The 23,659-nt window shown below is 71.0% G+C and carries 25 protein-coding genes; 10 read left to right on the top strand and 15 right to left on the bottom strand.

What is annotated here, in order from left to right:
- Positions 1 to 52: 52 nt before the first annotated feature.
- The 3 genes from ACFQS2_RS00125 (at position 53) to ACFQS2_RS00115 (ending at position 4,967) form a co-directional block, all read left to right on the top strand.
- A complete protein-coding gene (locus ACFQS2_RS00125; protein WP_377792291.1) occupies positions 53 to 1,408 on the top strand; it encodes a serpin family protein in 1,356 nt (451 codons plus the stop codon).
- A gap of 53 nt (positions 1,409 to 1,461) precedes the next feature.
- Positions 1,462 to 3,471 carry a beta-galactosidase gene (locus ACFQS2_RS00120; RefSeq protein WP_377792290.1) on the top strand — a complete coding sequence of 670 codons (2,010 nt, stop codon included), beginning with the start codon at positions 1,462 to 1,464 and terminating at the stop codon, positions 3,469 to 3,471.
- Positions 3,472 to 3,749: 278 nt separating this feature from the next.
- Complete coding sequence (locus tag ACFQS2_RS00115) at positions 3,750 to 4,967, top strand: Gfo/Idh/MocA family protein (RefSeq protein WP_377792289.1); 1,218 nt, start codon at positions 3,750 to 3,752, stop codon at positions 4,965 to 4,967.
- A gap of 120 nt (positions 4,968 to 5,087) precedes the next feature.
- Here the strand turns inward: ACFQS2_RS00115 and ACFQS2_RS00110 are convergent, their stop codons facing one another.
- From ACFQS2_RS00110 to rpmB, 6 genes are all read right to left on the bottom strand, one after another.
- Positions 5,088 to 6,626 (bottom strand): FAD-dependent monooxygenase, encoded by a 1,539-nt coding sequence (locus ACFQS2_RS00110; RefSeq protein ID WP_377792288.1) that lies wholly within the window; start codon positions 6,624 to 6,626, stop codon positions 5,088 to 5,090.
- Positions 6,627 to 6,731: 105 nt separating this feature from the next.
- The gene (locus ACFQS2_RS00105) at positions 6,732 to 6,857 is read right to left on the bottom strand and encodes a ribosomal protein bL36 (RefSeq protein WP_377792287.1); all 126 of its coding nucleotides are present in this window, start codon (positions 6,855 to 6,857) and stop codon (positions 6,732 to 6,734) included.
- Positions 6,854 to 7,099 carry a type B 50S ribosomal protein L31 gene (locus tag ACFQS2_RS00100; protein ID WP_377018886.1) on the bottom strand — a complete coding sequence of 82 codons (246 nt, stop codon included), beginning with the start codon at positions 7,097 to 7,099 and terminating at the stop codon, positions 6,854 to 6,856. The genes ACFQS2_RS00105 and ACFQS2_RS00100 overlap by 4 nt, the downstream gene beginning before the upstream one ends.
- A 10-nt stretch (positions 7,100 to 7,109) precedes the next feature.
- On the bottom strand, positions 7,110 to 7,415 hold the full coding sequence (gene rpsN / locus ACFQS2_RS00095) for a 30S ribosomal protein S14 (protein WP_377792286.1): 306 nt from the start codon (positions 7,413 to 7,415) through the stop codon (positions 7,110 to 7,112).
- Complete coding sequence (gene rpmG / locus ACFQS2_RS00090; RefSeq protein WP_377792285.1) at positions 7,415 to 7,582, bottom strand: 50S ribosomal protein L33; 168 nt, start codon at positions 7,580 to 7,582, stop codon at positions 7,415 to 7,417. Before rpmG ends, rpsN begins: the two co-directional genes overlap by 1 nt.
- Positions 7,583 to 7,593: 11 nt before the next feature.
- On the bottom strand, positions 7,594 to 7,830 hold the full coding sequence (gene rpmB, locus ACFQS2_RS00085; protein WP_377792284.1) for a 50S ribosomal protein L28: 237 nt from the start codon (positions 7,828 to 7,830) through the stop codon (positions 7,594 to 7,596).
- Between the two features lie 58 nt (positions 7,831 to 7,888).
- Here rpmB and ACFQS2_RS00080 point away from each other — a divergent pair, with 58 nt between their 5' ends.
- Positions 7,889 to 9,046, top strand: coding sequence for a GTP-binding protein (locus ACFQS2_RS00080; RefSeq protein WP_377792283.1), 1,158 nt, complete (start codon positions 7,889 to 7,891; stop codon positions 9,044 to 9,046).
- Between the two features lie 129 nt (positions 9,047 to 9,175).
- Complete coding sequence (locus ACFQS2_RS00075; RefSeq protein ID WP_377792282.1) at positions 9,176 to 10,207, top strand: aldo/keto reductase; 1,032 nt, start codon at positions 9,176 to 9,178, stop codon at positions 10,205 to 10,207.
- An 18-nt stretch (positions 10,208 to 10,225) separates the two neighbouring features.
- Here the strand turns inward: ACFQS2_RS00075 and ACFQS2_RS00070 are convergent, their stop codons facing one another.
- Positions 10,226 to 10,786 carry a helix-turn-helix domain-containing protein gene (locus ACFQS2_RS00070; RefSeq protein WP_377792281.1) on the bottom strand — a complete coding sequence of 187 codons (561 nt, stop codon included), beginning with the start codon at positions 10,784 to 10,786 and terminating at the stop codon, positions 10,226 to 10,228.
- An 89-nt stretch (positions 10,787 to 10,875) separates the two neighbouring features.
- On the opposite strand from ACFQS2_RS00070, the gene ACFQS2_RS00065 reads away from it, so the two are divergent.
- Positions 10,876 to 11,886 carry an NAD(P)/FAD-dependent oxidoreductase gene (locus ACFQS2_RS00065; protein ID WP_377792280.1) on the top strand — a complete coding sequence of 337 codons (1,011 nt, stop codon included), beginning with the start codon at positions 10,876 to 10,878 and terminating at the stop codon, positions 11,884 to 11,886.
- Positions 11,887 to 11,890: 4 nt separating this feature from the next.
- Here the strand turns inward: ACFQS2_RS00065 and ACFQS2_RS00060 are convergent, their stop codons facing one another.
- Positions 11,891 to 12,913, bottom strand: coding sequence for a zinc-dependent alcohol dehydrogenase family protein (locus tag ACFQS2_RS00060; RefSeq protein WP_377792279.1), 1,023 nt, complete (start codon positions 12,911 to 12,913; stop codon positions 11,891 to 11,893).
- Between the two features lie 152 nt (positions 12,914 to 13,065).
- Here ACFQS2_RS00060 and ACFQS2_RS00055 point away from each other — a divergent pair, with 152 nt between their 5' ends.
- A complete protein-coding gene (locus ACFQS2_RS00055) occupies positions 13,066 to 13,959 on the top strand; it encodes a helix-turn-helix domain-containing protein (protein ID WP_377792278.1) in 894 nt (297 codons plus the stop codon).
- A 10-nt stretch (positions 13,960 to 13,969) separates the two neighbouring features.
- On the opposite strand, the gene ACFQS2_RS00050 is transcribed toward ACFQS2_RS00055, so the two are convergent.
- The 4 genes from ACFQS2_RS00050 to ACFQS2_RS00035 form a co-directional block, all read right to left on the bottom strand.
- Positions 13,970 to 15,244: an ATP-binding protein gene (locus ACFQS2_RS00050; protein ID WP_377792277.1), complete on the bottom strand. Its 1,275-nt coding sequence runs from the start codon at positions 15,242 to 15,244 to the stop codon at positions 13,970 to 13,972.
- 141 nt (positions 15,245 to 15,385) lie between these two features.
- Positions 15,386 to 16,675, bottom strand: a complete 1,290-nt coding sequence (locus ACFQS2_RS00045; RefSeq protein WP_377792276.1) for a prolyl oligopeptidase family serine peptidase — start codon at positions 16,673 to 16,675, stop codon at positions 15,386 to 15,388.
- 84 nt (positions 16,676 to 16,759) lie between these two features.
- Positions 16,760 to 16,906, bottom strand: coding sequence for a hypothetical protein (locus ACFQS2_RS00040; protein ID WP_377018903.1), 147 nt, complete (start codon positions 16,904 to 16,906; stop codon positions 16,760 to 16,762).
- A 78-nt stretch (positions 16,907 to 16,984) separates the two neighbouring features.
- On the bottom strand, positions 16,985 to 17,233 hold the full coding sequence (locus ACFQS2_RS00035) for a DUF6480 family protein (RefSeq protein WP_377018904.1): 249 nt from the start codon (positions 17,231 to 17,233) through the stop codon (positions 16,985 to 16,987).
- Between the two features lie 89 nt (positions 17,234 to 17,322).
- Here ACFQS2_RS00035 and ACFQS2_RS00030 point away from each other — a divergent pair, with 89 nt between their 5' ends.
- Positions 17,323 to 18,699 carry a cytochrome P450 gene (locus ACFQS2_RS00030; protein ID WP_377792275.1) on the top strand — a complete coding sequence of 459 codons (1,377 nt, stop codon included), beginning with the start codon at positions 17,323 to 17,325 and terminating at the stop codon, positions 18,697 to 18,699.
- 170 nt (positions 18,700 to 18,869) lie between these two features.
- Complete coding sequence (locus ACFQS2_RS00025; protein WP_377792274.1) at positions 18,870 to 19,784, top strand: TolB family protein; 915 nt, start codon at positions 18,870 to 18,872, stop codon at positions 19,782 to 19,784.
- A gap of 153 nt (positions 19,785 to 19,937) precedes the next feature.
- On the opposite strand, the gene ACFQS2_RS00020 is transcribed toward ACFQS2_RS00025, so the two are convergent.
- On the bottom strand, positions 19,938 to 20,918 hold the full coding sequence (locus tag ACFQS2_RS00020; protein WP_377792273.1) for a zinc-binding dehydrogenase: 981 nt from the start codon (positions 20,916 to 20,918) through the stop codon (positions 19,938 to 19,940).
- Positions 20,919 to 20,920: 2 nt separating this feature from the next.
- Positions 20,921 to 21,748: an NAD(P)H-dependent oxidoreductase gene (locus ACFQS2_RS00015; protein ID WP_377792272.1), complete on the bottom strand. Its 828-nt coding sequence runs from the start codon at positions 21,746 to 21,748 to the stop codon at positions 20,921 to 20,923.
- A gap of 219 nt (positions 21,749 to 21,967) precedes the next feature.
- On the opposite strand from ACFQS2_RS00015, the gene ACFQS2_RS00010 reads away from it, so the two are divergent.
- Positions 21,968 to 22,915 carry an AraC family transcriptional regulator gene (locus ACFQS2_RS00010; protein ID WP_377792271.1) on the top strand — a complete coding sequence of 316 codons (948 nt, stop codon included), beginning with the start codon at positions 21,968 to 21,970 and terminating at the stop codon, positions 22,913 to 22,915.
- A 160-nt stretch (positions 22,916 to 23,075) separates the two neighbouring features.
- Here the strand turns inward: ACFQS2_RS00010 and ACFQS2_RS00005 are convergent.
- The coding region (locus tag ACFQS2_RS00005; protein WP_377792270.1) for a transposase at positions 23,076 to 23,659 on the bottom strand (584 nt) is incomplete at its 5' end.

The raw sequence follows: 23,659 nt of genomic DNA, 5'->3' as shown, positions 1-23,659 counted from the left end.
TCGCCACGCCGGAGCCCTTGCACCGGGCCGTCGTCCCGTCTTCGATGAGGACATGGCCACCACTGCTGCTCCGCCCCGCCGTGCACGTCGCCCGGAGTGGCGCCGGCGCTCCGTCCTGACGGCCGGGGCGGCCCTCCCGTTCGCGCCGGTCGCTCTGGCGGGCTGCGGCGACGACGGGCAGGGCGAGGTCGGCGAGCCGGATCTGAGAGCCGAGCTGCCGCGTGCCGAGCCCGGCTCGCCCGAGAGCGCCGGCGAGAGCGTCGTGCCCTTCACGGCGCGGCTGTGGGCAGGCATCGACCGCAGCGCCGTCAACGCCGTGTGCTCACCGCTGTCCGCCCAGATCGCGCTGACCATGGCCGGACTGGGAGCAGCCGGGGACACCCGCGCCCAGATGGAGGAGGCCCTCGGCGGGAGCATCGACGAGCTCGCCCAGGACTCCAACACCCTCGCCACCGTGCTGGCCGCCGTGGGCGATCAGGAACGGGACAACGCCGGGGACGATGCCCCGCAGCCGCCCGTCGCCTCATTGGTGAACGGCACCTGGCTGCAGGAGGGGATGGCCGTCGAGGACGGCTTCCTCGAGGGCCTGGCCACCTACTTCGCCAGCGGCGTCTACGAGGCGGACTTCGCCGACGACGCCGAGCGGGAGCAGGCCCGCCAGCGGATCAACGACTGGGTCGCCGAGGCCACGAACGATCTGATCGAGGAGCTGGTCCCCGAGGACGCCCTCGATGCGCAGACACGGCTGGTGCTGGTCAATGCGCTGCACCTGAAGGCAGCCTGGCAGGACACGCTGACTCGCTCCGGCGGCACGTTCACCACCGCCGAGGGCGAGGAGAAGAGCGTCGAGATGCTCAGCGGCACGACCGGCAGCTGGTACGAGGACGAGCTGTGCCGGGCGACGGCGCTGGGGACGTACGGGGGCGACCTCGCGCTCGCTCTCGTTCAGCCGCTCGAGGAAGTGGCCGCCGTGCTCGATGCGTGGGCGGAGAGCGCCGACGACACTGCAGCCAGCCTCTCGGCGCTGCTGAGCGGGCTCGATGCCTCCGACGGTGCCACCGAGCTCACTCTGCCCGGGTTCGACATCGGCTGGGCCGGCGAGCTGTCGGGGCCGCTGCAGGAGCTGGGCATGAGCGATGCCTTCGATGCCGGTGCGGCCGACTTCTCCGGGATCACCGCCGAGACGGACCTGTCCATCTCGCAAGTGATCCAGAAGGCGGTGATCACCGTGGACGAGGAGGGCATGGAGGCGGCAGCGGCCACGGCCGTCGTCGCCGAGGCGGTCTCGGCGCCCGCGGAGGAGCACGAACTCGTGCTGGATTCGCCCTTCCTGGTCGTCGCCTACGAGACCTCGACGCTCGCCCCGCTCGTCGTCGGCTGGATCGGCGATCCGACGCAGACGCGATGACGGCATCTATGCTGGCCGAAGCGCTTCCCGAATGATCTCGCGATGGAGGAGACATGACTGCTGCACGACCCTGGCCCGTCGGCGTCGAGGGGATCGCCTACGGCGGCGACTACAACCCCGAGCAGTGGCCGCAGGAGGTGCGCCTCGAGGACATCGACCTGATGCGCGAGGCCGGCGTGAACCTGGTCAGCGTCGCCATCTTCGCGTGGGCCACGATCGAGCCCCGCGAGGGCGACTACGACTTCACCTGGCTGGACGAGACCATGGACCGCCTCGGCGAGGCCGGGATCAAGGTGGCCCTGGCCACCGCGACCGCGTCGCCGCCGCCGTGGCTGACCCGCCACCACCCCGAGATCCTCCCCGTCACCGAGGACGGCACCGTGCTCGGTCAGGGCGGGCGCCAGGCCTACGCCGTCTCCTCCCCGCTGTTCCGGGAGTACGCGGTGCGCATGACCCGGATGATGGCCGAACGCTACGGCGAGCACCCCGCGCTGGCGCTGTGGCACGTGGACAACGAGCTGGGCTGCCACGTCCCCCACGACTACTCCGACCGGGCCGCGGCCGCCTTCCGCACCTGGCTCGAGCGCCGGTACGGATCGATCGACGCGCTCAACGACGCCTGGGGCACCGCGTTCTGGTCCCAGCGCTACGACACCTTCCGCGAGATCCTGCCGCCGCGCGCGGCGCCGACCTACGCCAATCCCACCCAGCAGCTGGACTTCGCCCGCTTCTCGAGCGACGAGCTGCTGACCCACTACCGGGCCCTGCGCGACGTGCTGCGCGAGATCACCCCGCAGATCCCCACCACCACGAACCTCATGCTCAAGTCCGACACCAAGTGGATGGACTACTACTCGTGGGCCGATGACCTCGACCTGGTGGCCAACGACCACTATCTGATCGCCGACGACCCGCGCGGCCAGATCGAGCTGGCGCTGGCCGCGGACCTCTCCCGCGGCGTGGCCGGCGGCGACCCGTGGATCCTCATGGAGCACTCCACCTCCGCCGTGAACTGGCAGCCTCGCAACCGCGCCAAGGGCCGCGGCGAGATGCTGCGCAACTCCCTGGCGCACGTGGCCCGCGGGGCCGACGGGGTGATGTTCTTCCAGTGGCGCCAGTCCCGCGCGGGCGCGGAGAAGTTCCACTCGGCGATGGTGCCCCACGCCGGCCGCGACACCGACATCTGGCGCAGCACCGTCGCGCTCGGCCGCGCCCTGGAAGCACTGGCCGAGGTGCGCGGCAGCCGCGTCCTGAACCGGATCGCGATCATCGTGGACTATCCCTCCTGGTGGGCGAGCGAACTGGATTCCCACCCCACCCAGGCGCTGCGCTACAGCGAGGAGCTGCTGCGCTGGTACACCGCCTTCTGGGATCTCGGCGTGGGAGTGGACATGGTGCCGGTCGACGCAGACCTGACCGGCTACGAGCTGGTGCTCGCCCCCACCCTGTACACGGTGCGCGACGAGGACGCCGACCGTCTCGCCGCGGCCGCGCGCTCGGGGGCGCAGGTGGTCATCACTTTCTTCTCCGGCATCGTCGACGAGAACGACCATGTGCGCCTCGGCGGCTACCCCGGTGCCTTCCGTGACCTGCTCGGCGTGCGCACCGAGGAGTTCGCCCCGCTGCTGGCGGACCAGGTGCTGCATCTGGACGACGGCACCGAGGCCGATCTGTGGAGCGAGAAGACCCGCCTCGAGGGTGCCGAAGCGATCCGCAGCTGGGCCGACGGACCGCTGCACGGCCGGCCCGCTGTGACCCGGAACCCGGTGGGGGAGGGCGCGGCCTGGTACGTCGCCGCCCGCCCGTCGGCCGAGGGGCTCGAGGCCCTGGTGGCCGAGATCGTCGCCGCGGCCGGCGTGGAGCCGTCGGTGGCAGGGCTGCACCGCGATGTCGAGGCGGTGCGTCGCTTCGCGGAGGACGGCACCACCTACCTGTTCGTGCTCAACCACTCCGACCGCGACCAGGTGGTGCAGGTCAGCGGCTACGAGATGCTCTCGGCCACCGATGTCGAAGGCGCCGTGACCGTGCACGCCGGCGCCGCGGCGGTGGTGCGCGAGAGCTGAGCGGGCATACCGCGGTGGGCGGCCTGGGTGCGGTCGGTCTGCGCGCGGGCGGCCTGCGTGCCCGGGCCACCCCGACACACGCGTCGTCGCCCGCCACTCCCCCGATACGTTGCACTACCGCCACGAATCGGGGGAATGCCGCGGCGCGTCGGACTGCGTCACCGGTTCCCGGCCCGGTCCCCCTCGTCCCACCGCTCCCGTCATCCGATGCCGCCCCGCAGTTCGCCCCCTCCATCACCTGCCGTGCCCCTCGCACCCCCGCCACTGAACGGAGACTCATGCCCGGCCTCACGCCACCTCAGCCCACCCCGTCGGCCCCTGCCATGTCGGATCTGAGGATCGGGGTGATCGGCTTCGGGGCGCGCTCGCCGCTGGCCGAGCACGCCCACCGCCCCGGCGAGGGCTCCCGGATCACCGTGGTCGCCGACCCGTCGGAGCGTGGCAAGGAGATGGCCCGCGCGCGGCTCGGGGAGGACATCGCGCTGGTCGAGGACGTCGACCAGCTGCTGGCCGGGCACGACGTCGACGCGGTCATGATCCTGACCCCCGACTACGCGCATGCCGAGGTCGCGCTGAAGACGCTCGAGGCAGGCGTGGCCACCTTCTGCGAGAAGCCGATGGCGATCCGGATCGAGGACACCGACGCCATGCTCGCCATGGCCCGGGACAAGCGCGCTCGGCTGTACATCGGCCACAACATGCGCCACATGCCGGTGGTCCGGCAGCTGAAGGAGATCATCGACTCCGGTCGCATCGGCCGGGTACGCGCCATCTGGTGCCGCCACTTCGTGGGCGCCGGCGGCGACTTCTACTTCAAGGACTGGCACGCCGAGCGGGACAAGGCGATGAGTCTGCTGCTGCAGAAGGGCGCCCACGACATCGACGTCATCCACTGGCTCGCCGGCGGCTACACCCGCCGCGTCTCGGGCATCGGCGACCTCGCCGTCTACGGGGACATCACCGATCGCCGGGACAACTCGGACCGCCGGATGGGCGACTGGTACGACGAGGACACCTGGCCTCCCACCGCCCAGAAGGAGCTGAACCCCGTCATCGACGTCGAGGACATCTCGATGCTGTCGATGACGCTGGACAACGGGGTGCTGGCCTCCTACCAGCAGTGCCACTTCACCCCCGACTACTGGCGCAATTACACCGCGATCGGCGACGCGGGACGGATCGAGAACATGGGGAACGACGGCGGGGACCAGATCCACATCTGGGAATCGCGCCGTTCCGGACCCGGCCGCCCCGACGCCGTCGAGGTCATCGAGCGCGCCGAGGGGTGGCACGGCGGCGCCGATCCGCGCCTGGTCGCGGAGTTCCTCCGCTTCGCGCGCGACGGCGGCGCCACCGAGGTCTCCGCGATCGCAGCCCGCGAGGCCGTGGCCACCGGGGTGCGCGGCGCCGAGTCGATCCGCAGCGGGGGAGTGCCGCTCGAGGTGCCCGCCGTGACGGAGGACGTGCGGGCGTACTTCGACGGCGGGCAGGCGTGACGCGGGTGCGGCGAACCGGCTGTGGCCTATCAGCCGTCCTGATTCTCTGAGCCCGCCCCGGACGTCACTTGCGTCAGGCGCGGGGCCCGGGGTAAGGGGGTCTGTCGGCTAGCGGCGGCCTCACGCGACGACCTCGAACGCCGCAAGCGCCGAGCTCACGTCGTAGGTGCTCGCGGCGCCGGCATGCAGCGGGAACGCGGCGGCGACGAAGCCGTCGGGCCGGATCAGGTACATCCGATCGCGCCGCAGCCGGCCCCGGGGATCCGCGGCGAAGGCGAACGGGCCCTCGATCCAGTCCGGAACGGCAGGGCGGCGCGCCCGGCTTCCGTAGGTGTGCAGCTGCCAGGTCATCGCGTGCAGAGCGTCCGCCCTCTCCCCGTCGGCCAGCAGCCGCAGGCCCACTGCCGGATCATCGGCCCAGGCCGGCGGCGTCGTGCCGGCCGGCACCTGCCGGTAGCGGATCCGGTACTGGCCGAGCAGCCCGCCCAGGTGCGGGCCCAGGGCTGACCGGAACAGCGTCGGGCCGAGGAGCGAGATGATCCCGCTGAACCGGCGTCGCAGCGCCGCGGCCCCGCGGCCGCGGCGGGCGATGATCCCGAAGGCGCGGTCGGTGCCCTCGATCAGGGTGAGAGCGACGGGTCGCCGCTCCCGTTCGTAGCGTCCGACGGCCGAGGGAGTGAGGTGGCCGCGGACGACGTCGGCCAGGAGGTTCGCCAGGTGATGGGCGTCCTGCAGGCCGGTGTTCATCCCTTGGCCGCCGATGGGGGAGTGCACGTGGGCGGCGTCGCCGGCGAGCAGCGCGCGCCCCTTGCGGAACTGGGAGGCGACGCGGTGGTGGACCCGGTAGGCAGAGAACCAGTCCACGCGCTCGAAATTGATGCCGAGATCGGCGCGGGCCTCGGCCAGGACCTCGTCCTGATCCGGGGACTCGGTGGGGCTGAGGCACACCAGGCGGGCGTGGCCGCCCGGGCCCAGCGGGATGAACACGGCGAAGGAGGCATCGCCGAAGCGGGCGGCGACGGTGTTGTCGGGGATCCCGGTGACGCCGTGGAGATCGGCGACGCAGAAGGTGGCGTCGTCCGTGACCCCCTCGAAGGGCAGGCCGAGCTGGTGACGCACCGTGGAGCTCGCCCCGTCGGCGCCGATGCACCAGCGGGCGCGGAGCCGGCATAGCCCCTGGGGTCCTTCGACCAGTGCCTCGACCTGCTCATCCGCGGGGTCGATGCCCTCGAGGAGAGTGACCAGACGGTGGCCCCATCGGACAGGACGCCCCTCGCCCTCGAGCGCGGAGGCCAGCAGCTCCTCGTTACGGCTCTGCTCGAAGATCTCCGCCCCGGGGAACGGGGTGTCCCCGGCCTGGGCAGGAGCGAACTGGAACCCCTCCGGGTTCGCGGACTGCCGCAGCTGGAACCCCGTGGCAGGATTCGCCGCCTCCAGCACCTGCTGCGCCAGTCCCAGCTGATCGTAGATCTCCATCGACCGGGCCTGGACCACCAGGGCGCGGGACTCACGGGTCGGGCCGGACTTGGGGTCGATAACCTCGGCGCGCACACCGCGCCGGGCCAGGACCAGAGCGGCCATCAGCCCCGTCGGCCCGGCCCCGACCACCAGCACGTCGGTCTCGAGCAGGGGAAGCTCGCGAAGGGGCACTGCGGTCATGGGCCAGCCTCTCGCCGGTGGTACCCGGAGCGGGTGGCTTCACCGTAATGCGACGGCCGTGCCGGGACCAGGGGTTCCTGGTCCCGGCACGGCCGGAGTCGCGGGTCAGCCCTTCTGGCGGCCCTTGAAGCGCGGGTCCTGCTTGTTGATGACGTAGATCCGCTCGCGGCGGCGCACGACCTGCGCGCCGGGCTTACGGACCAGCGAGCGCAAGGAGGAGCGGACCTTCATCGCTGCCCGTAGCGCCGGCGGAACTTCTCCACGCGCCCAGCGGTGTCCAGCACCTTCGCCTGGCCGGTGTAGAAGGGGTGCGAGGCCGAGGAGACCTCGACGTCGATCACGGGGTACTCGTGGCCGTCCTCCCAGGTCACCGTCTTCTCGGAGCCGCGGGTGGAGCGGGTCAGGAACGAGTAGCCGGCGGCGGCGTCGCGGAAGACGACGGGCCGGTAGTCAGGATGGATGCTCTGCTTCATGGTGTTCTCCTCACCAGCTGGATTTCGTGATGCCGGGCAGCTCGCCGCGGTGGGCGGCGGCGCGGAACCGGACCCGGGAGAGCCCGAATCGGCGCAGGTGCCCGCGGGGCCTGCCGTCGATCGCGTCGCGGTTGCGCAGCCGCGTGGGGCTGGCGTCCCGCGGCAGGCGCTGCAGGGCGCGCTGGGCCTGGACCTTCTCGGCCATCGGCGTGCTCGGGTCCTTGATGGTGCGCTTGAGGGCGCGGCGCTCGACGGCGTAGCGGGCGACGATTTCTGCACGGCGCTCGTTCGCCGCGATCTTCGACGTCTTGGCCATCAGCGCTCCTCACGGAACTCGACGACGGAGCGCAACGTCGGGTCGTACTTGCGTGCGACCAGGCGATCGGGGGTGTTCCGGCGGTTCTTGGTGGTCATGTAGGTGTAGCCGGTGCCGGCCGTGGAGCGCATCTTCACGGTGGCGCGCACGTCGGTCTTCTTCGCCATGGGTGTTCCTCTCAGATCTTCTCGCCGCGCCGGCGGATCTCGGCCACGACGGCCTCGATCCCGCGACGGTCGATGATGCGCAGGCCCGTGGTGGAGACCTGCAGGCGGACGGTGCGGCCCAGGGACGGGACGTAGAACCGCTTGGACTGGATGTTGGGATCGAAGCGGCGCGAGGTGCGCCGATGCGAGTGGGAGACGTTCTTGCCGAAGCTCGGTGCGGCTCCGGTGACTTGACAGCGTCGGGACATGACGGCAGATTCTAGCTACTGAGAATCATTATCGTCAAGCGTCTGGAGCAGTACCGGTATGTCCGAGCCTCAAGAGATCCACCGTCGTCAACGACCGGGAGCGGCGGAATCTTCCACGCCTGTCGCCGTCGTCACTGCGATCGACGCGGTGCTGAGGGATTCGCTGGTCGCGAGCCTGCTGCTGGACGTCCCGGGCGCCGTGGCGCTGCGCTACGAGGTCGACGTCGAGTCGGTCACCCTGCGGCGGCTCGTCCTGTCCGCCGACGGCATTGCGGAGGATGAGGAGGTCATCCTCGAGCACCCCTGCGCCTCGTGCGCGATGCGGGAGGACGCCGTGCCGGCTTTGAACCGTCTCGCGAGCGACCCTCGCATCAGCGTGATCCTGCTCGCGCCACCGATCTCGGCGGACCCTTCCATTGTCGCGGGCACCCTGGCGCCGCACCAGCGCGCATGGCACCTGGCGAGCGCCTCGACCGTGCTCTCGGCCGAGAGCCTCCACGAGGACCTCCTCGGCGATGCCACTCTGGCCGAGCGGCAGCTGCAATGGGCCGAGGGCGACGAGCGCAGCGTGGGCGAGGCGCTCGCCGCCCAGATCGAGTACTCCGGGCTGCTCGTGCTCGACGGCGACGGGCCTTCCGGCGCCGACGGCGAGGCTGCCACGCAGCGGATCGCGGCCGGCCGGGAGCTGCTCGAGCATCTGCGTGCACCTGACCAGCTGCTGGCCGTCGGACTCCATGACCTCGAGAGCGGCTCGATGCATAGCGGGGCGCTCGACCACCAGGCGGCCCTGTTGCGCCGCGACGCCCGCGTGGTCGAGCCCTACGGCGGGCCATCGGCGCACGGCACCTGGACTCTCGACCTGCACTCCGAGCGGCCTTTCCACCCCGATCGCCTGCTCGAGAACATCGAGGCCCTCGGCGGCGGGCGCCTGCGCAGCCGCGGACGCTTCTGGGTGCCGGACCGCCCCGACACCATCTGCCAGTGGGACGGCGCCGGCGGGCAGGTCTCCATCGGCGCCACCTGGAAGACGGGCCGCGAGCTGCCGACCACGCGGCTCGTGGTCACCGGGGTCGACGCGGCAGATGTCGAGCGGGTGCGCGCGGCGCTCGGCCGCAGCCTGCTCACCGAGGACGAGTGGGCTGCGGGCCTCGAGCCGTGGATGGGGGCGGAGGACCCGCTGGCGCCGTGGCTCGGGGAGCGCGGCGTGCTGCGGTGAGGACCCGATCACCCGGTCCGCCACCCGACCCGCCCTCGACGCAGCCGGTGGGCGCTGACAGACTCGTCTCAGCCCTCGGCGCCATCGGCGGCGCCTCGGCAGGGCTTGAATCCGACCACGGGAGTGACCATGGACTACCGACTTCTCGGCTGCAGCGGAACCGTCGTCTCGGCGCAGACGCTGGGCACGATGACCTTCGGCAAGGAGGCCGACGAGGCGACCTCCTTCGACATCATGACCGCCTTCGTCGAGGGCGGCGGGAACTTCTTCGACACCGCCGACGTCTACACCGGCGGCACCTCCGAGGAGATCATCGGCCGCTGGCTGGCCGAGCACCCCACCGAGGCCGAGCAGGTCGTCCTGGCGACCAAGGGCCGCGCCCGCACCGGCGACGGACCCAACGACATCGGCATCTCCCACCGCCACCTGCGCACCGCGCTGGAGAAGTCCCTGCGCCGCCTCGGCGTCGAGCACGTGGACCTGTACCAGATGCACGCCTGGGACGCCCTGACCCCGGTCGAGGAGACGCTGCGCTTCCTGGACGACGCGATCTCCGCCGGCAAGATCTCCTATTACGGCTTCTCGAACTACCTCGGCTGGCAACTGACCAAGGCCGTCCACATCGCCCACGCCCACGGCTGGGCCCGCCCCGTCACCCTGCAGCCGCAGTACAACCTGCTGGTGCGGGACATCGAGCACGAGATCGTCCCCGCCGTCCAGGACGCGGGCATGGGCCTGCTGCCCTGGTCGCCGCTGGCCGGCGGCTGGCTGACCGGGAAGTACAAGCGCGATCAGGAACCCACCGGCGCCACGCGCCTGGGGGAGAACCCGCAGCGCGGGATGGAGGCATGGCAGAAGCGCAACGACGACGAGCGCACCTGGCGCACGATCGACGAGGTGCGCGCGATCGCCGACGCCCACGGCGCCTCCCTCTCCCAGGTCGCCCTGGCCTGGGCCGCCGCCCAGCCCGCCGTCACCTCCGTAATCCTCGGCGCGCGCACCGTGGAGCAGCTGCGAGACAACATGGCCGCCGCCGACCTGCAGCTCAGCGAGGACGAGCTGCGCCGCCTCGACGAGGTCAGCGCCCCGCAGATGGACGACTACCCCTACGGTCCCGCAGGGATCAAACAGCGGCGCCGGCCGCTGACGAAGGAGAGCTGAACCGGAGCGACCCGACGGTCAGTTCTCCGATCGGTGCCCCCGCCGCGCCTCGCGGTCGAGCACCATGAGCACGTCGGCCGGGCCGCCCTCGCTGCCGAAGGCGTGCGGGAGCATGGTCGGGAACTCGGCGCTCTGATTGGTCTCGACGCGGTAGCGGCGCTCGCCCAGCAGCACGACCGCGGTGCCGGAGAGGACGACGATCCACTCCTGCCCCGGGTGGGATCGCATCTTCGTGGGGGCCGGAGGTGGCTCGGTCAGGCGCCGGCGCAGCACGACGGTGTCCGGGCTGCTCTGCAGACTCCACCGCAGCGCGTCCAGGTGGCGGTCCATGACGGGGTTGGAGACGACGTCGTCGGTCGCGGATTCCACCAGCTGGTCCAGGCTCGTATCCAGCGTGCGGGCGAGGGTGACCAGCTGATCCAGGGATAGCCGCCGCTGGCCGTTCTCGATCCGCGAGAGGGTGGACTGGCTGAGGTGGGCGCGTTCGGCGAGGTCGGCCAGCGACCAGCCCTGCGCGAGGCGCAGGCCACGGATCCGTTTGCGCACGAGGCCGTCGACGGCGCCATCTTCTTGCGTCATGAGCAAGAGTGTATGCCTGCGAGGCAACACCTGCCTAGTCTCAGGGTGACGCCTCCGAGGGAGGCCCCCGACGACGAGAAGGATTCTCCATGACTGACACGCACTCCACCCCTGGATTCGACCCTCTGCCCGAGGGCACGGTCGATGTCGCCGTGCTCGGCGGCGGCGCCGCCGGCCTGAGCGGCGCACTGATGCTCGCCCGCTCCCGGCGCTCCGTCGTCGTCATCGACGCCGGCACGCCGCGCAACGCCCCGGCCGACGGGATCCACGGCCTGCTGGGCCATGAGGGCACCCCGCCCGGGGAGTACCTCGAGCGGGGGCGCGGCGAGGTGCGCGGCTACGGCGGGCTCGTCGTGACCGGCACCGTCGCCGCGGCGCGGGCCGCCGATCCGTCGGCCGACGGCGATCTGCGCTTCACCCTCGAGCTGACCGACGGTCGCCGCCTCACTGCTCGCCGGCTGCTCATCGCCACCGGGCTGCGCGACGAGCTGCCCGACGTCCCGGGCCTGGCCGAGCACTGGGGCCACGGCGTGGTCCACTGCCCGTACTGCCACGGCTGGGAGGTGCGCGACGAGCCCATCGGGCTTCTCGCCCGCGGGCCCATCTCCGCCCACCAGGCGCTGCTGTTCCGCCAGCTCACCGACGACCTCGTCTACTTCCGGCGCGGCACCGAGCTCGACGACGAGACCCGCGAGCGGTTCGACGCCCTCGGCATCAAGATCGTCGAGGGCGAGCTCGCCGAGGTCGTCCCGGATGAGGACGGGACCATCGCCGGGGTCCGTCTGGCCGGCGGAGAGGTCGTGGAGCGCCGCGTCCTGGCCGTCGGCACCACCATGCACGCGCGCACCGAGGGCCTCGAGCCCCTCGGCCTGCCGATGGAGGAGCTGCCCCACGGGATGGGTCGCCACATCGTCACCGGCATGGCCGGTACCACCGAGGTGCCCGGCGTCTGGGCCGCCGGCAATGTTGCGGAGCTGAGCGCGCAGGTGGGGGCGTCGGCCGCGGCCGGAGCGCTCGCCGGGGCGCACATCAACGCCCAGCTCGCCGCGGCCGACGCCGACGCCGCCGTGGCTGCGCGGAAGGCGGCCACGGCGGCGTGAGAGCTCAGACGCTCAGCAGCACCTTGGTGGCGCGGCGCTCGTCCATGGCCCGGTAGCCCTCGGGAGCCTGCTCGAGGGGCAGGGTGAGGTCGAAGACCTTGCCCGGGTCGATCTTCCGATCCCAGATCAGCTGGATCAGCTCGGGCAGGTAGCGGCGCACCGGGGCGGGGCCGCCGTGCAGATGCACGGCGGAGAAGAACAGCTCCTGGCCGGGCAGCTCGACGTCGTGCGAGACGCCGACGAAACCGATGTGGCCGCCGGGGCGGGTGCCGCGGATCGCCTGCATCATCGACTCCTGGGTGCCCACGGCCTCGATCATGCTGTGCGCGCCGAGTCCGCCGGTGAGCTCCTTCAGCCTCTCCACCCCGGCATCGCCGCGCTCCTCGATGACGTCAGTGGCGCCGAACTCTCGGGCCAGTGCCTGGCGGTCGGCGTGGCGGCTGAAGATGATGATCCGCTCGGCGCCCATCTGCTGCGCGGAGAGCACGCCGAGCAGGCCGACGGCCCCGTCGCCCACCACGGCGACCGTCTTGCCGGGGCCGGCCTGGGCGGCATCGGCCGCGAACCAGCCGGTTCCCAGCACGTCGGAGGCGGCCAGCAGGGACGGGATGAGCTCGGGATCGGGCGTGCCCGGGGTCTTCACGAGCGTGCCGTCGGCGAAGGGGATCCGGGCGCGCTCGGCCTGGGTGCCGATCTCCCCGTCGACGAAGATCGCGTTGACGCAGCGCGAGGGGTGGCCCTCGCGGCAGATCTCGCACTGGCCGCAGGAGATCACGAAGGAGCCGACGACGAAGTCGCCGACCTCGAGCGTCTCGACCGCGTCGCCGATCTCCTCGACCACGCCGACGTACTCGTGGCCCATGTGCTGGTGGTCGGGCTGGTCGGCGCCGCGGTAGGGCCACAGGTCCGAGCCGCAGATGCAGGTCGCGGCCAGGCGGATGACCGCGTCCGTCGGCTCGAGAATGGTGGGGTCCTCCCGGTCCTCGACGCGGACGTCGCCGGGGGCGTGCATGATCACGGCGCGCATGATGTCTCCTTGAGGGGTCTGTGCATGGACCTTCCCATGGTGCGCCGAGAGGGCGGCTGGTGGGGAGTGACTGATGAGGGGTGTACTCGCAGGGCACCCCAGAGCCCCCCAGAGCATCCCGGTGCCCCGAGAGCGCGGCCTAAGGTGTCGCCATGGACAACAGGTCTCAGGTGCGCGAGTTCCTCACCTCCCGCCGCGCCAAGATCACGCCGCAGCAGGCCGGCCTGCCCTCCGTCGGCGCGCGGCGGGTGCCGGGGCTGCGCCGCAGCGAGGTGGCGCTCCTCGCCGGGGTCAGCGTCGAGTACTACGCCAAGCTCGAGCGCGGCGGGATCGGTGGCGCCTCCGCCGCCGTGCTGGATGCGCTCGCCCGAGCGCTGCAGCTGAACGAGACCGAGCGGACCCATCTGCTCGATCTCGCGCGCGCGGCCGACGGCATCCCCGCCTCGGGCAGGGCCCGTCGGCCCTCGAGCAGCCGGACGGCGCTGCGACCCAGCCTGCAATGGGCCCTGGATTCGCTGACCGACGGGGTCGCTTTCGTGCGCGACCCGCGCCAGGACGTGCTGGCCACCAACGACCTGGGCCGGGCCTTCTTCTCGCCGCTGATCGGGGACGGCGGGCGCACCCCGAACCTGGCGCGCTTCCAGTTCCTGGACCCGGCCTCGAAGGACTTCTACCCGGACTGGGAGCTGTTCGCCGAGATGTGCGTGGCGATCATGCGCATGGAGGCCTCCCGCGACCCTCACGACACGGAACTGCAGGACCTCGTGGGCGAGCTGTCCACCCGCTCGGACCTCTTCCGCACCCTGTGGGGCCGCCACGATGTGCGCCAGCACGGCGCGGGGACCAAGCGGTACAACCATCCCGTCGTGGGTGAGGTGTCCCTGGCCTACGAGGAGCTCGCGATCACGGCGGAGCCCGGCTGCGTGCTGATGATCTACACCGCCGAGCCCGGGTCCCAGAGCGCCGAGCGACTGCAGCTGCTGGCCAGCTGGGAGGCCTCCCGCCGCGAGGAGGCACGACGGGCCGCGCTCGCCGAGGACGGCTGAGCGGCGGGGCTCACCCGAGCAGAGCCAGCGGGACGACGCAGACCCCGTCCGGGCGCCGGTACGCGTCCGATCCTGTCGTCAGCACGACTTTGCTGCGGAGTCGAGGGCCGATCTGTTCGCCCAGCCAGTGCAGATGGCGGACGTCGCCATCGTCGACCGTGCGAGCGAGCTTCACCTCGAAGGCGACGACACTGCCGTCATATCGCTCCAGGACCAGATCCACCTCGCGGGTCCCGCCCCGAGTGCGCAGGTGGAACACCCGTGCCTCTGCCGCTGCTCCCGCAGCACGGATCGTCAGCGTTGCCAGTGATTCGAACAATCGCCCGAACAGCTCGGCAGCGCCGTCGGCTCCGGAGAGCAGCGAGCTCTCCGAGATGTTGAGCAGTGTCGTCACCAGGGCAGGATCGGCAAGGTGGTGCTTCGATGCCTGGGTCAGCCGGGTCATCTGCGAGAACCCCGGCAGCCATGCGTGGACAGGATCGAGAATCCACAGTTTCGTGAGGATGTCCCGATACGAGAGCGCGGTGGCCTTGGAGGGCTTGCTCGAGTCACCCGGCGTGGCCGCGTCGAGGATCTTCGTGTAGTCGGTGGTCGTCGACGTGGCACGGGCGTAGGCCGAGAGCCAGGCGCGCAAGGAGGCGGGCCGGCGCACGGAGATCCCCTCCGCAGGGATGTCCCGGTCGATGATCCGGTCCACGTAACCGGCAAGAGCTGCACGTCGCGCTCGAGGCGGAAGCGCACGGACATCGGGCAGCCCGGACCCGCAGATCTCTGCGGCGTAGTCAGCCAGCGTGAACTCGGTGTGCCCCCTGATCGTCGAACCCGGCTCGAAGAGGTCGGTGATCCGGACGGAGGGATCGGTGGTCGGGCGCTCGGCCAGGCTCAGAGGCCGCATCCTCAGCGAGACGATCCTGCCTGCCCCCGAATGCGTGTCGCCCCCCGTCTGCGGTGATGCGCTGCCGGTCAGAAGATACGTGCGCTCGCTGCGGGCATCGACGGCGCGGCGCACCGCATCCCAGATCTCGGGGAGATGCTGCCACTCGTCGATGAGGACGGTATCGGCACGGGAGAGGTGGAACTGCGGATCTGCGGCGACGAGCGACCGGATCGCGGGATCATCCAGAGCCAGAATGGCGTCTGTTCGCCGAGACGCGGTGGCTGTCTTCCCGACGCCTTTGGGGCCGTCGATCGCGATGGCCGAAAGGTCTGGGAGGAGTGCGTCGAGTTCGTCGTCGATATAGCGGTGCAGGTACGTGTCCGCCGGCCGTTGTGCAGGCTGAGTCATGAGACCTCCTGCCTGCGACGATACTCCCTACTAGTCGTTCTGCCAAGGTTCTACTAGTCGTTTTGCCACCGATCTACTAGTCGTCCTGCCAAGGAGTTACTAGTCGTCCTGCCACCTGTCGAGTGAGCGTGGCTCGGCCGCTCAGCGCCGCTGGGCGGCCATCCACTCCCACAGATGCGTGCCCTGGTGCGAGGGATCGTTGCGGGCGGCGTAGATCCAGGAGAAGTGCCCGGGGTAGCTCTCGCCCTCCCAGGTGACGTCGTCGTACAGGCTCATGATCGAGTCCGGGATCAGGCCGTGGGCATGGACCGTGTTCGCCTGCGGATCGACGGTGGTGTCGTCGGCCGCGGCGATCAGCCAGGTGGGCGTGTCGATGGCGGCGAGCTCGTCGTCGGTGACGAGGCGGCCGGGGGAGTCCCCGCGTGCCTGGACCACGCCGCAGATCGGCACCGTGGAGGCGAACGCGCCGGGGTTCTCCACCACCATCTTCAGGCTCATGTAGCCGCCGTTGCTGCAGCCGATCACGTGGACGCGGTCGCGGTCGACGGGATGGTCGGCGGCGACCTCCTCGATGATCTCGTCGATCAGCGGCTCGAACGCCGGGCCGTCGTCCATCCACGCGGACGTGCACTGCGGAGCGACCACGATCGCGCCGCCGAAGATCTCCTGCGCCTCGTCGGTGGCGAAGGCCAGGGCGCCGCGATTGGCACGCAGGTGGGTCTCGTTGTCGTAGTACTCGATCTCCCCGTCGAACAGGCCGCCTTCGCCGCCGCCGTGCAGCCACACCACCAGCGACAGCTCGCGTGCGCTGCCATGCCCGTGCGGGGTGAACAGGCGATAGTTGGTGCCGGAGGCGGCGACGTGGGAGCTGAACGCGTCCACCTCCGCGTCGACAAGGCCGTCCTGGACGAACTCGTCGATCGAGCCGTGCCCGTTGCCGTGGGCGGGAAGGGGAGCATTCTGGGTGAGGGTGTACTCGAGCTCCAACAGGACGTTGCGGCTCGCGTCGTCGAGGTACTCCAGGGTGCCGGCGCCCTCCACATCCGGGCCGTGCTCGAGATCCAGGCTGATCCGGCCGCTGTGGTCGGCGCGGGCGGCGGTGACGGTGCGGTCCACGTCGAAGGCGACGGTGCCGGTGACGGGATTGGTGCCGGTGGCGTGCACGCTGAAGGCCTCCGGGGAGAGCTCGCCCGGGATCAGGCCGCCACGGCGACCGGCGTCGATGACCACGGAGGTGACCTGCTGGCCGCCGTCGAGCACCTGTGCCTGGAGGGTGAAGCGCGCGGTACGAGCCGGTGGGCCACCGGGGCGGGCCGGGGCCTCGCCGCTGCGACCCTGGGCGGAGGCGGTCGGGGCGAGAGCGGCCAGGGCCGCGGCGGTGCCCGCGCTGCCGGCGGTCAGGAGGGTGCGGCGGGGGAGAGGGGCGGTCATGGGAACTCCTTCGTCCGGATGAACCATCAGGGATGAGCCATCAGAGGTGGCCTGAGTCACCGTATCGGGCCCGCCCTCCCGTGATCACCCCTCGGTGAGCTCCTCTTCCATGAGGGCGTCCAGACGGTGGATCACGCGCCGGAACTCGGTGTTCCGGATGCCGGTACGCCGCCACGCTGCGCGCCCGCGCTGGTAATCGGTGAAGGCGGGCCGTGCCGCCAGGTCAGTCATCGTGTGTGCTCCTTATCCGTCGGTCCGGCCGTCCCGGCGCGCGAGGCGACGGGGCAGCCGGGTCTCCACGTGTTCAACTCATTCGTCGTGCCCCTGGTCGGAGCTCATCTGGTCCTCGGCCGGCGGCGTCTCGCCCGGGGGCACACCGCCGCCCTCCTCGAGCCCGGTGAGGTTCTGCTCCTCGGGATCAGGGTTCGCGTTGGCTCCGCGGTCCTCGTGGGAGTCCGGGGTGTCCTCATGCAGCGGCCACGGATCGGCCGACGGGTCGGTGTCGGGATCCTGACGCTTCGGATCAGCGGGGCCGGGGCCGGAAGTCTTCTCTGACATGGCCACAGCGTGCCAGCGTTCGCCACCGCGCGATATCCATCGGACCATTCGGAAGGTCGCGCAGGGTCTTCTCGTGCGAATCTGGAGTCATGCCTCGCGACACGACGCACGCCGGCTCCGGACAGCCCAGCCCCGACCGCGACGGGGCCGGTCAGGTTCCGCTGCTGAGCGCCTCCGATCACGCCCGGGTGCTCACGAGAGTCCTGCTCTCACCCGTGGTCAAAGGGCCGATCGTGCGCCGGCCCGGACCGGTGAACCTCGTCGAGCGCTTCGACCTCGACAGTGCCGGCGTCCGCGAGATGCAGCGATTGCACGAGCGCTACGGCGACGGGCCCGTCCAGCTGCGGATCCCCGGCCGCCGTCTCGCTCTTGTGCTGACACCCGCGGACGTCCACCGCGTGCTCGACGGCACGCCGGAGCCGTTCACGCCCGCGACGCTCGAGAAGCGTGGGGCCCTGAACCACTTCGAGCCCGAATCCTCCCTGGTCTCCTCCGTGCAGGAGCGCCGGGCCCGCCGGCCCCTGAACGAGGAGGTCCTGGAATCCTCCAGGCCCGTGCACAGCCATGCGGAGGTCATGACCGCCGCGATCGAACGCGAGGTGACCTCCCTGCTGGGGCACGCCGATTTCACCGGCACCCTGGACTGGGACGGCTTCGCCACCGCCTGGTGGCGCATCGTGCGCCAGATCGTCCTGGGCGCCGCCGCCCGCGAGGACCACCAGATCACCGACGACATCCGGCGCCTGCGCCGACGGGCGAACCTCGCCTACGCGATGCCGCAGAACCGTCGGCTGCGCGAGAGCTTCCTGGCGCAGCTGCGCCGCTACGTCGAGGCGGCCGAACCCGGCAGCCTCGCCGAGATGGTGGCCCGCACCCCTGCCTCCCGGGACGCCGAACCGATCCAGCAGATCCCGCAGTGGCTGTTCGCCTTCGACGCCGCCGCCTGGGCCACCTTCCGCGCCCTGTCGCTGCTGACCTCCCATCCCGGCGCGGTCGAGACCGCCCGGGAGGAGATGACCCGCGCCCCGGAGCTGCCCTACCTCCGCGCCACCGTGCTGGAGTCGCTGCGGCTGTGGCCCACTACCCCGCTGCTGCTGCGCGACACCACCGAGGAGACGACCTGGCGCACAGGTTCCCTGCCCGCGGGGACGGCAGTGATCATCTTCGCCCCGTACTTCCACCGCGATGAGCGCCACCTCGCCGAGGCGCATCGCTTCGCCCCGCAGCTGTGGCTGGAGGGGCACGAGCCGGGCGAGCGGGACGACCGCGCCTGGCCGCTGGTTCCTTTCAGCGACGGGCCCGGTATCTGCCCCGGGCGCAACGTGGTGCTGCTGACCTGCTCCATGGTGCTCGGCGAGCTGGTCCGGCAGCGCTCGCTGACGGCGCAGCAGCCGCTGGATACCAGCACGCTCCCGGGGAGCCTGAGCCCGTTCTCCTCGCGGTTCACGGTGGCGCCGGTTCGATGAGGCGTCCGGGGGATCGCTGAGGTGTCCGCTGGAAGCGACGGTGGCCCGTTGAGACGGCGGCCCGCTCTGTTCAGGGCTGAGGCCATAGGATCGAAACGGCCCGGCCACGCAGGTCGTGGCCCGACGCGATGGGGCGCACCGCTCCGCGTCCCTCGACCAAGGAGTACTTCATGGCACGCCGTCTCGCCCAGGGCCAGCGCACGATCATCCGCACCCTCGACGTCGACACCGGTGAGACCGCGGTCCTCCACGAATCGGCCGACGTGCTCTACGAGGCCCCGAACTGGGCGCTGGATGGCACCGCGCTCTACGTCAACGGCGACGGCCACCTGTTCCGGCTCGAGCTGAACGGCGGCGCGCCGCAGCGGATCGACCTCGGCGACGTGCCGGAGCTGAACAACGACCACGTGCTCGATCCCGACGGTGAGCACATCTTCGTCTCGGCGGACGACGGGCACATCTACCGCGCTCCGCTCGCCGGCGGGCAGGCCACCCGGGTCACGAATGACGATGGCCGCCTGCACTTCCTCCACGGCGTCAGTCCTGACGGGGAGACCCTCGCCTACATCGGCGTGGAGACGTCGGCCGACGGCGCCTGGCGCGCCCCGAACGTCTTCACCATCCCTGCCGCGGGTGGGCCGGATACCCAGCTCACCGACGATGAATTCCCCGACGATGGCGCCGAGTACGCGCCGGACGGGCAGTGGATCTACCTCAACTCCGAACGGGCCCGCACCCGGCCCGGCCACGCCCAGCTGTTCCGCATGCGTCCCGACGGCACCGGCGCCGAGCAGCTCACATCCGACGAGCGCGTGAACTGGTTCCCGCACGTCAGCCCGGACGGCACGCGACTGGCCTATGTCAGCTTCCCGCCCGGTACCGAAGGCCACCCGGCGGACCGGGACGTCATCGTGCGGCTCTGCGAAGCCGACGGGGCCGGGATGCGGGACCTCGCGCGGGTGCTGGGAGGCCAGGGCACGATGAACGTGAACAGCTGGTCCCCGGACAGTCGCAGCATCGCCTACGTCGAGTATCCGATGGACGATGGGCGCACCGAGAGCGACGCTGCGCGAGCCGAGAGCTGAGAGTCGCCGGGCGCACTCGACTCTTCGACATCGGCACGTGGCGTCGCACTTTCCGCAGATCCTGCGACGTTCTCGGCCAATCCTCGCCGTCCTCGCCGCCGCCCCCTGGTTCGAGACCGGCGGCAATCCGGGAACGTGGCTTGTGCCAGCCGGTCACTCGACCCGGAAGACGACCCTGCCGTGACTGCGCGCAGCACCGCCGGCCACCCAGTGGGGAAGCTCGTGCCAGGAACGCACATCGAGCGGCCCCGGGTCGAGCCGACCGGCATGGACCTCACCGGCCAGCCACGCCATCTCCGTGGAGAGCTCGGCCTCAGCGCCCAGGAAGAAGCTGGTGATCGCCCGATTGTGCCGGCCGCTGGAGGCCTCGAACGCCCCGAGAGGGAAGTGCTCCTCCTGAGAAGCAGAGTGTCCCAGGGCGACCACGGTCCCACCGGCCTCGAGGGCTGCATACGCCGCGACGAGATGTGGCCCGCCGACCATGTCGAGAGCGGCATGGACGCGCGTGGTCACCTCCCGCACGTCGGCGAGGACCGCGCGTGCACCGAGCCGGCGCAGCCAGGGGTGACTCTCCCGGTTCCGGGCGACGGCGATGACGTCGGCACCGGAGCGCGCCCCGAGCTGGACGGCCGCGCTGCCGACGGCGCTGTTCGCCCCGACGATGAGCAGATGGCGCCCCAACAGCGACCCGAGGCGGCGCAGAGCCCGCAATGCACTGGCCATCGGCACCGGGATCGCCGCGACCGCGGTGAGGTCGGCGGTCTCCGGCACCTCGGCGACGGAGTCCGACGGCACGACGCGCCGTCGCGCCCACCCCGCGTCGGCCCCGAGGAACACGACCCGGGCGCCGGGTGGGGGACCGCTGCCATCGGCCGCCGCGCGCACCACATGACCGGCTCCGTCCCACCCGGGTATCCACCCCGCCGGCGCCGACGCCAGCGCCACCAGTTCGCCCGGATTCGGGGCGAAGGCGGCGACCTCGACCAGGACATCCTGTGGTCCCGGATCGGGCGTGCGGACCTGGGTCAGTTCCAGCCGGCCGGGAGCCGTGGGGGAGGTCGTCCAGGCCTCCATGGAGGGCACCGTCGGCGCCGTGCTGGACACCGCGTCCACGCCATCTCGTGCGTTGGCCATGGTCACGAGCTCCCGTCGGCGCCCGCGGGGGTCTCACGGCGATGGATGCCGAGGTCCAGGCGCCCCGGCAGCAGGCCGGGATCCAGCGAGCGCAGGTGGGAGGGGTAGTCGCCGTCGCGCAGCCGCCGGTAGGGGCGGTTGCTCTCGGCCTCGAGGCCCTCGAGCCGCGACGTCAGGCGCTGGGTCTCCCGCTCGACGTCGTCGGCGGAGATCGAGTCGGCGTCGTGGATGACGTGCAGGTCCAGCACGTCGATGCCGACGTACCACAGCGCCCCATGAGTCAGCGGGAACAGCAGGGAGTCGAGGTCGCCGCTGACGCCGCGAGGCCCGAGGGTGCGCTCGTCGTCGCCGGCGGAGACGGTGACCAGAGCCTTTCTTCGGGTGAGGCCGCCGTCGCCGTAGCGGCGCGGCATGCCGACCTCGGGATCGAGCTCTGCGTCGTAGGCGAAGCTGTCCGTCAGCACTCGGTCCAGCCATCCCTTGAGGATCGCCGGCGGGCCGTACCACCACAGGGGGAACTGGATGACCAGCAGCTCTGCCGCGGCCAGCTTCGCGTGCTCTGCGCGGACGTCGGCGGCGACCCGGCCCCGCGTGTAGGCCTCCCCGGCGTGGACGGCGAGGTTGCCCGGCGCGGCGGCCTGATCGCCGAGGTCCTGCTCACCGAACGCCGGGTCGAATCCCATGGCGTACAGGTCCGAGGTCGCCACCTCGTGATCGCGGGAGAGCACCTCGACGCCGGTGCGGAAGAGGTGGCCGTTCAGCGATTCGCGCCGAGGATGCGCGAGCACCCAGAGTGCGCAGCCGGGAGTGGGCGGATGGTCGACGGACATGAGGGCCTCCAAGGGTGAGGATCGGCGGGACCATGAGAGGTACCGGTGGGCTGACGCCGTGGGGTGAGCCAAGGGCTGGGGGCGACAGGTTCGGTCGTGGCTCGGTCTGTGGATATGCCCCATTCCATCGCCTCCGGGTGAGACGGGAGAATGTCCCTGACGCTGAAACAGATGCGCCACCGTCTCAGGGTGGGCCCCGGTGCCGACTAGGGTGGCGTCGTGGACACCCTCTCCGAAGTGCTCGACAACATCCGCTCCTCGGGGGCGCTGATCGATCAGAATCTGCTCGAGGCGCCGTGGTCCATCCGCTTCGAGGCCGGCTCCTCGATCACCGTCGCCACGCCGCTGCAGGGACAGGCATGGCTCATCGAGGACGGCGTCGAGCCCGTCGGCCTCGCTGCGCGCGACCTCCTGATCCTCACCGGCCCAGACCCGGTCCTCATCACCAGCGATCCCCTCGACAGGACTGCGGCACCCAGCTGCATCGTGCGCGCGGACGGCAGTTGTCTGGAGCCGGCAGGCAGACTCGATGGGATAAAGGGGCTCGACCGCCGGCGTGCCGCACCCGCGAGGGAGCACGTGCTGCTGACGGGAACCTTCCCGACGTCGGGCCGTATTTCCGAGCGCCTCCTCGGCGCCTTGCCGCCGGCGGTCGTCCTGCCCCGCCGTCACCAGCGCTCGCGGGCGCTGGACATGCTGGAGGCAGAGCTGGGCAGCCGGGAGCCCGGTCAGCAGGCGGTCCTGGATCGTCTGCTCGACCTGGTGCTGATCGGCGCCCTGCGCGACTGGTTCGCCCTGCCCGAGGCGAGCGCGCCGGCCTGGTACGGCGCCGCCGGAGACCCTGTCGTCGGTCCCGCGCTCGCCGCCCTCCACACGGACCCGGCACGACCGTGGACCGTGGAGTCGCTCGCCCGGGCGGCCAGGGTCTCCCGCGCGACGCTCGCCCGCCGCTTCGCCGACGTGATGGGCGAACCGCCGATCTCCTACCTGGCCGGCTGGCGGCTGTGCCTGGCGGCCGACCTGCTCCAGGACACCGAGGACACCATCGAGACCGTCGCCCGGCGCGTCGGCTACTCCAGCCCCTATGCGCTCAGCGCCGCGTTCACCAGGGAGTACGGGATCCGCCCCAGCCAGTACCGGGCGCAGTCGCGGCGCGCTGCCGCGTAGCTGACTGGTGCAAGGCGGCCCCGGACGCGGGCGGCAGGCGGCGGTCCCATAGGTGACTGGCACGAACATGTAGCTGAGCGGCACGCGACCCCCCCCAGGAGGAGGGCGCGTGCCGCTCACGGGTGTTGTCAAGCTGGTTGGAGTCAGTGGCTGTTCTGGGTCAGGCTGTTTGCACGAGGTGGTTGATCCCGACCGTCGCTGGTGGGGACGGCGTTTTGGGTTTTGCTCGGAAGCGCTCGGGATGGGACTCGTAGTACCGCTGTAGGGTCGCCTCGCGCCTTGCCCACACTGTGCGCCATGTACCAAAGTGCACTTGCGACGGCGTGAAGTGGGCGACGCCAGAGTGGTACTGCTGATTGTTCGCCCACACGGTATATGCGTGGTCGAACTCACGAGCGTTCTGCAAGCTCTCGAAATACTCCGGGTATGACGACCGGCTTTTCATTGTGCTGAACTCGGCCTCAGAGTACGGGTTGTCATTGGAGACATATGGCCGACTATTGCTGGCCTCGATTCCGTGCTCATCGAAAAGGTTCATGAGCGCGGTTGACTTCATTGTCCCACCGTTGTCTGAGTGGATCACTCGAGGGGCGCCCTCCCTTGCGATGGCTTCGGTGAACATTTCAACGGCGTGACATCCTGCCGAGTCGATCTCAACTCGACTCGCGATGCGATACCGGGAGAAAATGTCAATGACCGAGTACATCTTGAAGGTGATGCGGGAGTAGGTTGATTTCAACTCGG

Source organism: Brachybacterium sp. GCM10030267 (assembly GCF_042666875.1).
Classification (GTDB): domain Bacteria; phylum Actinomycetota; class Actinomycetes; order Actinomycetales; family Dermabacteraceae; genus Brachybacterium.
Note: the sequence above shows the minus strand (reverse complement) of the source record. Positions and strands in the feature narration are given on the sequence as shown.